This window comes from Pseudomonas sp. GM48, assembly GCF_000282335.1.
Classification (GTDB): Bacteria; Pseudomonadota; Gammaproteobacteria; order Pseudomonadales; family Pseudomonadaceae; genus Aquipseudomonas.
Genome location: NZ_AKJM01000028.1, coordinates 1 through 11,996 on the forward strand (window position 1 = coordinate 1; position 11,996 = coordinate 11,996).

Here is an 11,996-nt window from a genome sequence, read left to right on the forward strand (position 1 = left end):
CCCCCCCTGCCACTGGCGGGCGCCACCAGCGACAGTCAGGCGCTGTACCTGTACATCGTCTTCGACCACGCCCCGACCAACCGCCTGCGCCTACAGGCCAGCGATCTTGCGCTGGGTTGCACGCCAGTGATCAATCTGTTTCCGAGGACCTCAGAGCCTCTGCGCCCGGACGGTACCCGCAGCGAATACCGCCTGGTCGCCGACAGCCACCGGGAAAACAGCGTCGAGATCCATAGCATCCGGGCGATGCGTGCCACTTCCAGTCGCGGGGTTCAGCGAGTGCCGGCCTATTACGGCAGCCAGCATGGCGGTTCCGATAAACAGTGCTACTGGCATGCCCGACGCGTCAGCGGCATGACCCCTAATCGCCTCGGCACTGACCTGTTGGTAAGCCTGGTGGACACCCGATTCGACCCGCTGTCCGAAGCCATTGAATACAGCCTCACCGCTGAACTTCTTTGCACCAATCGGCACCTGGCGCAGAGCCTGCCGGCCGGCACATCGTTAGGTTTTGAACGTCCGGGCCCCGTGGCCTGGGCGCGCCTGCGCAACCCGCCCAGCCCGCAAAGTGTGCCGCGACTGGACGGCGAGTCGCGCTGGCGACTGGTCTCGCAACTGACCCTCAATCATTTGTCGCTGGTGGAAGGGCCACAGGCACTGGACGCACTCAAGGAAATCCTCCAGTTGCACAACCTGCGTGACGAGGCCAGCGCCTGGCGGCAAATCGAAGGCTTGCTCAGCCTCGGTTGTGAACGCGTCATCGCCCATGTCGGCGAAGACGCGTGGCGCGGCTGGCGCAATGGGCTGGAGGTGCGCTTGCAACTCGACCCGCAGCATTTTGTCGGTAGCAGCGCGGTGTTGTTTTCAGCGGTGCTTGCGCAGTTCTTTTCCCTCTATGCCACTGCTAACCGTTTCGTGCGCACGGTGCTGGTTCATTCAGACAGGGAGGTGAAGACATGGCAACCCCAAGCCGGCATGCCACTGTCCCTCTGAGCCTGAGCCAGCGACTGCGCCGGGATCCCCAGGCGTTCGAACTGCTGCAGGCATTGTTGCTGCTGGAGCGCGAACACCCACAAGCCGAATCCCTGGGCAGCGGCACCGCCCCGCAAGCAGAAGCACTGCGCTTGCGCGGCCCGTTGACGCCGCTGTTTGCCGCCAGCGAAATCGAAAGCCTGACCCAGGAGCCCGGCCAGCAACCGGTCCTCAGTACCCCGGTGTTTGGCCTCGGCGGTCCCGACGGCCCGCTGCCCTACGCCTATCAGGAATGGTTGCAGCAACGCGTGCGGGCCAAGGATTACGCGCCCGCTGAATTTCTCGATCTGTTTCAGCATCGGCTGCTGAGCCTGCTGTACAAAGTGATGCGCAAACACCGGATTGCCGTAGGGTTCACCGTCCCCGCTGCTTCGGCGGTTCAGTCGCAACTCAGGGCATTGACCGGCCTGCTGCCCAAAGCCTTGCGGGAGCGTCAGGCCGTACCCGATTGTGCCGTGCTGGCGTGCAGCGCGCTGTTCGCCGATGGGCGCCGCTCCCTCGCCGGTTTTGCGGCCATCGTGCGTGAGCAATTCGAACTGCCGGTTGAACTCAGCGCCTATGAAGGTGCCTGGCGCGAGATCCCGCCCGCCAGTCGCAGCCGCATGATCCCCGGCGGTCGCAATCTGCAACTGGGTCGCACGGCAGTGGCCGGCACCCGGGTCTGGGATGAACACGCAGGTATCCGCCTGACCCTTGGCCCGCTGACCTCTGCCCAAGCGGCGCGGTTCCTGCCCGATGGCGAGTCACACCCGGTACTGGCCAGCCTCAGCGCGCTGTATTTTGGCCCGGACCTGGATTGCACATTGGTGTTGCTGGTGCGCGGTGCCGGCCCAATCAAACTCGGTCACCAGGCACCGCCACTGCTCAGCTGGAACGGCGGCCTGCAACGCCAGACCAGCCTGGCGGTGCAACGCATCGAAACCCGTCTTCGTCAGCTGGAGATCACCTGAACATGGAACTGGCCAGCCTGATCGGACGCCTCAACCCGGACAATCGCCGCGCCCTGGAACGGGCCGCGCAACGCTGTCTGCAGCGAGGCCACCACTACGTTGAAATCGAACACCTGTTGCTGGAGTTGCTGGACATCGAGGGCGGAGACTTCGCTTATCTGCTGCCGCGCTTCGGCCTGGAGCGCGACGCCCTGACGGCGGAAATCAACAAAGCGCTGGAGCTCTTCAAATCCGGCAGCACGCGCACCCCGGCATTGTCGTCGCACACCACCGGGTTGCTCGAAGATGCGGTGGTGCAGGCCAGTGTCCTGGGGCTGGACAGCATTCGCTCAGGGTTGCTGCTACTTGCCTTGATCGACCGCGACGAACGCCGCAGCCTGTTGCTCAACAGTGCCTCATCACTGTTGAAGATTCCCCGAGAGGCATTGCGCAGCAACCTGCTGGAATGGACCGAAAGCTCTCGCGAACACGTCGGCGGTAAACGTGCGGCGAGTGCCGGCACCCCGGCGCCGAAACAGGATTCAGTGCTGGACCAGTTCACCCAGGACCTGACAGCCGACGCCCACGCCGGGCGCATCGATCCCATCGTCGGCCGCGACGGCGAGATCCGCCAATGCATCGACATCCTGCTGCGCCGTCGGCAGAACAACCCGATTCTGGTTGGCGCTCCCGGCGTGGGCAAAACCGCGGTGGTCGAAGGCCTGGCCCTGCGCATCGCTGCCGGCGATGTGCCGCCGTCCTTGCAGGAAGTCAGCTTGCGTGTGCTCGATCTTGGCTTGTTGCAGGCCGGCGCCGGAGTCAAGGGTGAGTTCGAACAACGCCTCAAAGGGGTGATCGACGCAGTGCGCAGCGCCGACAAACCGATCATTCTGTTTATTGACGAGGCCCACACGTTGATTGGCGCTGGCGGTGCGGAAGGCGGCAGCGATGCGGCCAACCTGCTGAAACCGGCGCTGGCCCGCGGCGAGTTGCGCACCCTGGCTGCCACGACGTGGCTTGAATACAAAAAATATTTCGAGAAAGACCCGGCCCTCGCCCGCCGTTTTCAGTTGGTGCAAGTCGAGGAACCGGACGAAACCACCGCAGTGGAAATGCTCCGCGGGGTTGCCGCCAAACTCGAACAGCATCACGGCGTGCAGGTGCTCGACGCGGCCATCCACGAAGCGGTGAAACTGTCCCATCGTTACATCTCCGGGCGCCAGTTACCGGATAAAGCCATCAGCGTGCTCGACACCGCCTGCGCCCGGGTCGCGCTCGGCCAGCACGATGTGCCGCCACCGCTGGAAAGCCTGCGTCACCGCCAGAACAGCCTCAAGGACGAAGTCGAACGCCTGCGCCGCGAACAGGCCACCGGGCTGGATCACCGCGAGCGCATCACCCTGCTTGAAACCGAATCCATGGCCAACGTGCAAGCGATCCGCGAACTGGAAGTACGCTGGAATGAAGAGCGGGTTGCCGTGCGCGAACTGCTGGAAACCCGCAGCGAATTGCTGACCTTGAGCGAACGTGCCGACAGCGACAAACCGGACGAAGCCATCGACAGCCGCATCGATCATCTGGCCGCCGAACTGGTGCGCCTGGAGGCCGGGCTCGACGCCATTCGCCAGGACGACCCGCTGGTGCCGGAACAAGTCGACGGCAAAACCGTCGCCGCCGTCATCGCCGGCTGGACCGGCATCCCGGTCGGCAAAATGCTCGCCGACGAAGCCCACGCCGTGCGCACCCTCGGCCAGCGCATGGGGTTGCGCGTCATGGGCCAGAGCATCGCGCTGGGCACCATCGCCCAGCGCCTGCAGGCTTACCGCGCCGGCCTCACCGACCCGCAAAAACCGGTCGGCGTGTTCCTGTTGGTCGGCCCTACAGGCGTCGGTAAAACCGAAACCGCTTACGCATTGGCCGACGCGCTGTATGGCGGCGAACGCAACCTGATCAGCATCAACCTCTCGGAATACCAGGAAGCCCACACCGTCAGCCAACTCAAAGGCGCCCCGCCCGGTTATGTCGGTTATGGCAGCGGCGGCGTACTGACTGAAGCGGTACGGCGCAAACCCTATTCGGTGGTGTTGCTCGATGAAATCGAGAAGGCCCATCCGGACGTGCTCGAAGCCTTCTACAACGTGTTCGATAAAGGCGTGATGGAAGACGGCACCGGGCTGGTGGTGGATTTCAAGAACACCGTGATGCTGGCCACCAGTAACGTGGGCGCCGAACTCTTGCTCGACACACCAGTGGCACAACTTGGAAGCGACACCTTTAACGAAGCCTTGCACAAGGTGCTGCTGCAAGCCTTCCGCCCGGCGTTTCTGGCACGGATGACGGTGGTGGCGTATCGACCCCTGGATGAGGCGACGCTGGAAGGAATTGTGTTGGCCAAGCTGGAGAAATTGCGCGGACGCTACAAGGCCGCGACCGGCAAACAGTTCGAGTTCGATGCCGGGATTGTCCAGGCGGTGTTGGCCAAGTGCAGCGCTGCCGGGGCGCGGGATGTCGAGAATGTTTTGATGACACAGGTGACGGGAAAGTTGGCGGAGTGGGTGTTGGAGTGAAGTCGAATTGACTGATCAATCCGATAATTTTCCATCAGCTGAACAATATGTCCAACGGCATTTTTATTAAATCACGGAGGATACAAATGCCCCACATCAGTACCGCCGGAATTCATCGCGAAATTGCCAGAGAACTGGCAATGGCGTGCATCTATAAGTTTGCCGACATCAGAGGTCCTGGAAATGGCGTAGGTAATGGGTCTTGTTGTGCCAGCATCAAAATACTTGCCCACTCTACATTGGGCACACCCGACTATCGATTTGGACAAAGCCAGGCTCATCTACTCGATTCAGACGCGGTACAAGCTGGAGGCCTTTTCAATCCAGATCACCACGCCGAGAGGCAGGCACATAATGCCGGCAACCTGGCAGGCGGTTATCACCCCTATATGTTCGTGGAGTTGGCGCCCTGCGCCGGAGCTAATGGTTGCGCGGCATGGTGCGCAGCAACCATCCCGGCAGTCACCGTGTGGTGGCTCTATCCGAACACAGCGACCATGGTGATTGCACATGCAGCGGGTATTAATGCGCAGTTCACTGCACTCAATCTCGCACTTCCTTAAAAAGAAAGAAGAGTAACAAAAATAGAGGTACCCCCTTTCAACTTGGCAAGACGGCCCTACGAAGAAAGACGGAGGTGGACAATGGCATACGACGATCTGGATGTATCCCATCGCTTCAATACTGCAGTCAACGCAACTGCCGCACGCTTCACAGCGAACCCTAATGTTGATGCCTATGACCACGCAGCCTATACCGTCGGGTTGAAAGCTGCCGTGGCGGGCTACGCCGCGGCAGTGACCGGCGCGATTAGTGTCGACGCAAGAATTACTGCTGCGCAAAATCAAAACACCCTTGCTCAGGCCCCCAACTGGGGAACCGTAGCTGCATGGCTTGCGCCGGGAAGTACTGCCTATTGGGTACATTTTTTCAGCAATAACATGCCAGCCGCAGCGGCCTACCGTTGCTATGTCTGCTGCAATCTCGCCGATACCGGCAACATGCTTACCGCCCTGCTCGGGGCCTATGCAGGGGGACGCACCCTCTATTTCAAAGTGGCCACTCATGATGAAGCGACGATGCGTAACGACACCATCGTGTCCTGGCATGACACCTTGCAGGATGCGGTACTTTGGGCCAATACCGCTAGCGCAAACCCCGGGTGGCTCAATGGCCGCGCCCCGAGCGGAACCTTTGGCGGTGTTCTAACCGACTCAGTCGGGATTGACGCGGAAGTCGCGGGGCAGACTTCAACTAACAAAATTGCGGAAAAAGCCAAGGAAAAGGTTTTGCGAAACAATCCCTATCTCTAAGTCACGGGAGAAAAAGCAAAAGGGGACGAGGGAGGATGTATTTAATGTCGCCTTAAACTCATTGATCAGTGCTTGAGGTTGCTCAATGCCCCGCACCACCGACAGCAACACCAGCCTCTCCCTCACCGCCACCTCGCTGTCGGCGCTTTACCCTGAGTCGCTGTCTGGCGAAGAAGCGCTCAACGCACTTGGCTCGCAAACCCTCAATGGCCTCAACGACGGCGCCACCCTCACCCTGACCACCGCCGTCGCCACTCACGTCACCACCACCCTGCACAACGACGCGAAAAACCGGCCCTTCGACGCACTGGTCGCTGAAATCCGCCAACTCCCAGCCGACGCCACCGCCGAACGCTATCAGCTGGTGCTAAGACCTTGGCTGTGGTGGCTGACGCTGGCCAGCAACAACCGCGTGTTCCAGAACCTCAACACCTCAGACATCGTCACCACGATTTTCAAGGCCCACGGCTTCACCGATTTCACGCTGAAACTCACCGGCAGCTACACCCCGCGCGAATACTGCGTGCAGTACGGCGAAACCGATTTCGCCTTCGTTTCACGGCTGCTGGAAGAGGAAGGGATTTTCTGGTTTTTCACCCACGAGGCCGGCAAACACACATTGGTACTGGGGGACAGTAACGATGCCTTCCCACAGATTCCCAATGGCCCAAAAGTCAGCTATCTGGGCCAGCAAATGGGCGAGCGCGAACTGCATGGCATTCGCTCCGGCCAAGTGTGCATGCAAGCCGTAGCCGGCGTTTATCGGGCGACGGATTACGAGTTCACCACCCCGACCACTTCGCTCTACAGCCAGGCCGAAGCAGTCGCCGGACCGCGCTCGATGTACGAGCATCCTGGTGGCTACAACGCCAAGGCGCGGGGCGATGCGTTGACCAAGCAGCGGGTTGAAGGCTTGCGCAGTCAGGAGAAGCGTTTTGTCGGCGAAAGCGACTGCCGCTGGCTGGTGCCTGGGCACTGGTTCACCCTCGCCGGCCATGATGATGCGAGCCTGAACATCGATTGGGTGGTGATGTCGGTGACCCATGAAGTCAGTCACGAAGACTATCGCAATCGCTTCGAAGCAATCCCCAAAGCCACGCCCTTTCGCCCGGCGCGAACAACGCCCAAACCACGCATGCATACGCAGACCGCCATCGTCGTCGGCAAATCCGGCGAAGAAATCTGGACCGACGAATACGGCCGCATCAAATTGCAGTTCCCCTGGGACCGCGACGGCAAGAACGATGAAGCGAGTTCGTGCTGGGTGCGGGTGGTGTTGCCCTGGAGCGGCAAGGGGTTCGGCATGCAGTTCGTGCCACGGATCGGCCAGGAAGTGATCGTGACCTTTATCGACGGCGACCCCGATCGGCCACTGGTGACCGGTTGCGTCTACAACGGTGACAACGCCCTGCCCTATGCGCTGCCGGCCAATCAGACCCAGTCCGGGATCAAGACCCAGTCGTCCAAGGGGGGTGGCGGTTTCAACGAGTTGCGCTTTGAGGACAAGAAGGACGCCGAAGAGGTGTTCTTGCAGGCGCAGAAGGATCTCAAGATCAACGTACTCAACGACACCACTGCCACCGTCGGCCACGACGAAACCCTGACAGTGCAGAACGCGCGCACGCGCACGGTGAAGGAAGGCGACGAGACCGTGACTCTGGAGAAAGGCAAACGCAGCGTGACCATCCAGACCGGCAGCGACAGCCTTGACGTGAAGGACAGCCGCACGGTGAAAGTCGGCGCCGACCAGACCCACAGCACTGGCGGCAACTACGACCACACGGTCACCGGCAACTACAGCCTGACCGTGGACGGCAACCTGACGATCAAGGTGACCGGTACCCTGACCCTGCAAAGCGGCGGCAGTTTTGCGATCAAGAGTGGCGCGGACCTTGCCGCCGAAGCCAGCACCTCGATCAGCCAGAAAGCCGGCACCTCCTTGAGCAACCAGGCCGGCACCGCGCTGGAAAACAAGGCGGGCACGACGCTGACCAACGATGCCGGGATCAGCCTGATGAACAAGGCAGCCGCCGAGCAAACCGTCGACGGCGGCGGCATGCTGACCATCAAGGGCGGGTTGGTGAAGGTTAACTAAGGAGGGTCAGGCAATGACATCGAGCACACTCGATCTGGAGCGCGGCGACAGCCACCTCGACGGGCGCTTGCTTGAAGGCCGACTGGAAGGCCCACTGCACATCAAGGACGCCGGTCGACCCCAGGCAAACTTGACCTATAGCCAGGGCGAGCTACAAGGTACGAGCCTGCTGTATTACCCAAATGGCAACGTTTCGGCGCAACTGCCTTATGTGCGCGACAAACTGCACGGCGTGGCCAGTTTCTTTGCGCCCGAGGGCAGCTTGCAACGCAAGGCGACCTATCGCCGGGGCCTGCTTCACGGTGAAGCGAAAAACTACTTCCCTGACGGGCAACTGGCCGAGGTGCAGTTCTACCGTGATGGCGTGCGCGAGGGGCGTTATCAGCGGTTTCACCCCAACGGTAAAACCGCCGTCGAGGCGCGGTATCTCAACGGTCAGTTGCTGGAACCGGAACAGGGTTTCGCCGCCGATGGGCGACCGCTGGGCGCCGAGGGCAAGCCGATCTCGAGGGTACGCTGGTGGTTCAGGCGCTGGAGTGATCCTGCCGAAGCCTGAAGCCTTGTGTTGGCTCAGATGTCCCCATCACGGGCAAGTTCACAAATACGGCATTCACAGAAGATCCCCTGTGGGAGCGGGCTTGCTCGCGAAGAGGCTGGCACATACAACATCGATGTTGCCCGACACCCCGCCTTCGCGAGCGAGCCCGCTCCCACAGTTCAATCGTGTGATTCAAGGAATGAGCATCTGCATCTGCCCGGGCATCGCAATCTTGATCACCCCGGCCCAGTTGCACATCAGGGTGCTGTTGGCATCGACGGCCGGCATGCCGCCCAGCAGCAGGGTCGGCGCCCCGCCCGGTATCCACGGTGTGGCGGTCGCCGGGATGCAGGGCATCGGTGTCAGCACACCCAATGCCGCTGCGGTGGCGGCCGCGACCATCGGGTTGGCGAGGCTCGTGCACACCCCGAAGGGCATGATGTTGACCAGCGGAATGTGATCCATGATGTTCGCCGCCGGCAGGCCGGCGGTCAGTGTGCGATTCACCGGCAGCACGTTGAGCACGGCCGGTGCCGCGCCAAAGCTGCATTGCAGGGTGGCGGTAGCACAGACTTGCGGACAGCCCATTTCAAACCTCCTTCCTGGAAGCACCATGCCCCCTGAACCATAGTCCGCCGGGCGTGTTCTCGCACATCAGGAACGCTGATTATCCGGCAACACGCTAACCTATAAGACCGTGCCACGCTTGTGGTACTCCAGTCTCACCATTAGATTAGCCAATGATGTCCGGCCTCCAAAATAAGCAGAAGGGATAAGCATGGCGCTTACTGACCAGTCCACCCGTATACGCACCGGTGAAGAACTCGATGCCAGCCAGATCGATCCGTACCTCAAGGCGCACATTCCGGGCTTGAGCGGTTTGCCGCAGATCAGCCAATTCCCGGGCGGCGCGTCGAACCTCACGTACCTGCTGGAGTACCCGGAAAAGGAATTCGTCCTGCGCCGGCCGCCGTTTGGCCACAAAGCCAAATCCGCCCACGATATGGGCCGTGAATTTCGCATCCTCAATCAACTGCGCGACGGTTTCCCGTACTGCCCGAAAGCCTACGTGCACTGCACCGACGAATCGGTGATCGGTGCCGAGTTCTATGTCATGGAGCGGGTCAACGGCATCATCCTGCGCTCGGAACTGCCGCCGGAGCTGGGCCTGGACTCGGCGAAAACCGAAGCCCTGTGCAAGAGCTTCATCGACAAATTCGTCGAGCTGCACCAGGTCGATTACAACGCTTACGGCCTGGGTGACCTCGGCAAACCCGAAGGTTACGTAGCGCGGCAAATCAAAGGCTGGAGTGATCGCTACGAAAAAGCCCTGACCCCCGATGCGCCACAATGGGCAACGGTGAAAGCCTGGCTCAACGACAAGATGCCGGCCGACCATCCGACCGCCAGCATCGTGCACAACGACTATCGCTTCGACAACGTGATCCTCGACCCGAACAACCCGATGCAGATCATCGGCGTGCTCGATTGGGAGCTGACCACCCTCGGCGACCCGCTGATGGACCTGGGCAACACCCTCGCCTACTGGATTGAAGCCGATGATCCGGCACCGGTGCAGATGATGCGCCGCCAGCCAAGCCACGCGCCGGGCATGCTGACCCGCCGCGAGTTCGTCGATTACTACGCCGAACGCTCGGGCATCCGCATCGACAATTTTGACTTCTACTACACCTACGGCCTGTTCCGCCTGGCCGGCATCGTGCAGCAGATCTACTACCGCTTCTACCATGGCCAGACCCAGGACAAACGCTTCGCGCAGTTCATTCACATGAACAAGCTGCTGGAGCAGATGAGCTTGCAGGTCATCCAGAAATCCAGCTTGTGACCGTACGCGATCCCTGTAGGAGCGAGCCTGCTCGCGAAGACCGCGAACGATAACGCGCAATGACTGGCCTCAACTGAACAGCGTTGGCCGCAACCCGGCATTTGACTCGATAACAAGACTTTTTATAAGGGAATCCCATGTCCAAGACTCAGTTGTTCGACCTCGACGGCAAGATCGCTTTCGTCTCCGGCGCCAGCCGTGGCATCGGTGAAGCCATCGCCAAACTGCTGGCCCAGCAAGGCGCCCATGTCATCGTCTCGAGCCGCAAACTCGACGGCTGCCAACACGTCGCCGACGCCATCATCGCCGCCGGCGGCAAGGCCACCGCCATCGCTTGCCACATCGGCGAAATGGACCAGATCAGCCAGGTCTTCGCCGGCATCAAGGAACAATTCGGCCGCCTCGACATCCTGGTCAACAACGCCGCAACCAACCCACAGTTCTGCAACGTGCTGGACACCGACCTCAGCGCCTTCCAGAAAACCGTCGACGTCAACATCCGCGGCTACTTCTTCATGTCGGTGGAAGCCGGCAAACTGATGCGCGAAAACGGCGGCGGCAGCATCATCAACGTCGCCTCGATCAACGGCGTTTCGCCGGGGGTGTTCCAGGGCATCTACTCGGTGACCAAGGCTGCGGTGATCAACATGACCAAGGTGTTTGCCAAGGAATGTGCGCAGTTCGGGATTCGTTGTAATGCGTTGCTGCCGGGTTTGACCGATACCAAGTTTGCTTCAGCGTTGGTGAAAAACGAAGCCATTCTGAATACCGCGCTGCAACAGATTCCGTTGAAGCGCGTGGCGGACCCGAGTGAGATGGCGGGGGCGGTGTTGTATTTGGCGAGTGATGCTTCGAGTTATACGACTGGGGTTTCGTTGAATGTGGATGGTGGTTTTTTGTCCTGATTAGATGTTTTGAATCAAAGCAAGGCAGCCAAATGGCTGCCTGTTTTATTTTCACTCACTCCACCGATCGTTATCCACGCTTACTATCATTCCATCAGCTAGACAATAAACCCTCCTGAGGCAGAAACTTTACAAATAACAACCCCATAAATTAACTAACCTTGAAACACCTGACTCGAACTAGAGAGTCTAATTTCTCCGCACGTATCTCGATCATAAAAACATTACCGACGTAACCAGAAAGATAAAACTTCCAAATGATATAGTTGTCTGCCCCCGTACCGCTTGGATCAACAACTTCATTTTTCACTCCATAGCCAGGAGTGACCGGTGGGATGCCTCCCGGGACATCTCCGTCAACGACATTCATTATAAATCTTTCAAAACGCAGTGGACTTAAGTCATTAAGCCTGAAGTGAAAGTACTGATCACCAATAGAAGGTTTTAACCCCAACCCTTCCCCTACGATATCCACGACTTTGCCATGACTATAAACCCCCGAAAACTCGTCAGCCAAGTTGCTCGATACCAACTTGCTGATCGCCACCGTAATCGGCGTGGTCATGCCCTTGCCTGCCAGCGATAACTGGAAGGTGCCGCTTTTGGTTTTCCCCGTGACCGCCCAGCTATAGCTTGTATCCCCACGGTCAAAGTCCGGTGTACTCACCACGTTAGCAACATCGAGGCCGTCTTTGATGGTACAGGCCAGCGTGACCGGCAGTCCGGCCAGTGGACTGCCTGATTTCGGAGTCAGCGTGACAGTCTGCGCCT

General features: G+C 60.0%; 10 protein-coding genes and 1 pseudogene. 9 read left to right on the forward strand and 2 right to left on the reverse strand.

The features are described 5' to 3' along the window. From tssF to PMI28_RS25205, 7 genes are all read left to right on the forward strand, one after another. A partial coding sequence (gene tssF / locus PMI28_RS25235; protein ID WP_007982513.1) for a type VI secretion system baseplate subunit TssF occupies positions 1–993 on the forward strand: 993 nt, incomplete at its 5' end. Next, positions 957–1,982: a type VI secretion system baseplate subunit TssG gene (tssG, locus tag PMI28_RS25230; protein WP_007982515.1), complete on the forward strand. Its 1,026-nt coding sequence runs from the start codon at positions 957–959 to the stop codon at positions 1,980–1,982. The genes tssF and tssG, both read left to right, overlap by 37 nt. A gap of 2 nt (positions 1,983–1,984) precedes the next feature. After that, positions 1,985–4,528 (forward strand): type VI secretion system ATPase TssH, encoded by a 2,544-nt coding sequence (gene tssH / locus PMI28_RS25225; RefSeq protein WP_007982517.1) that lies wholly within the window; start codon positions 1,985–1,987, stop codon positions 4,526–4,528. Positions 4,529–4,614: 86 nt separating this feature from the next. Continuing rightward, a complete protein-coding gene (locus PMI28_RS25220) occupies positions 4,615–5,091 on the forward strand; it encodes a hypothetical protein (RefSeq protein ID WP_033063089.1) in 477 nt (158 codons plus the stop codon). An 81-nt stretch (positions 5,092–5,172) separates the two neighbouring features. Next, positions 5,173–5,841, forward strand: a complete 669-nt coding sequence (locus PMI28_RS25215; RefSeq protein WP_007982521.1) for a hypothetical protein — start codon at positions 5,173–5,175, stop codon at positions 5,839–5,841. Positions 5,842–5,926: 85 nt separating this feature from the next. After that, on the forward strand, positions 5,927–7,936 hold the full coding sequence (gene tssI, locus PMI28_RS25210; protein ID WP_007982524.1) for a type VI secretion system Vgr family protein: 2,010 nt from the start codon (positions 5,927–5,929) through the stop codon (positions 7,934–7,936). A gap of 13 nt (positions 7,937–7,949) precedes the next feature. Continuing rightward, on the forward strand, positions 7,950–8,492 hold the full coding sequence (locus PMI28_RS25205; protein ID WP_007982526.1) for a toxin-antitoxin system YwqK family antitoxin: 543 nt from the start codon (positions 7,950–7,952) through the stop codon (positions 8,490–8,492). Between the two features lie 174 nt (positions 8,493–8,666). Here PMI28_RS25205 and PMI28_RS25200 read toward each other — a convergent pair whose 3' ends face one another. Then, on the reverse strand, positions 8,667–9,062 hold the full coding sequence (locus tag PMI28_RS25200; protein WP_007982528.1) for a DUF4280 domain-containing protein: 396 nt from the start codon (positions 9,060–9,062) through the stop codon (positions 8,667–8,669). Positions 9,063–9,252: 190 nt separating this feature from the next. Between PMI28_RS25200 and PMI28_RS25195 the strand changes: the two genes are divergently transcribed. Next, the gene (locus tag PMI28_RS25195) at positions 9,253–10,320 is read left to right on the forward strand and encodes a phosphotransferase family protein (RefSeq protein WP_007982530.1); all 1,068 of its coding nucleotides are present in this window, start codon (positions 9,253–9,255) and stop codon (positions 10,318–10,320) included. 137 nt (positions 10,321–10,457) lie between these two features. Continuing rightward, positions 10,458–11,225, forward strand: coding sequence for an SDR family oxidoreductase (locus PMI28_RS25190; protein ID WP_007982532.1), 768 nt, complete (start codon positions 10,458–10,460; stop codon positions 11,223–11,225). Positions 11,226–11,376: 151 nt separating this feature from the next. On the opposite strand, the pseudogene PMI28_RS30955 reads toward PMI28_RS25190, so the two are convergent. Further along, positions 11,377–11,996: pseudogene (locus PMI28_RS30955) on the reverse strand (hypothetical protein); the annotation flags it as partial.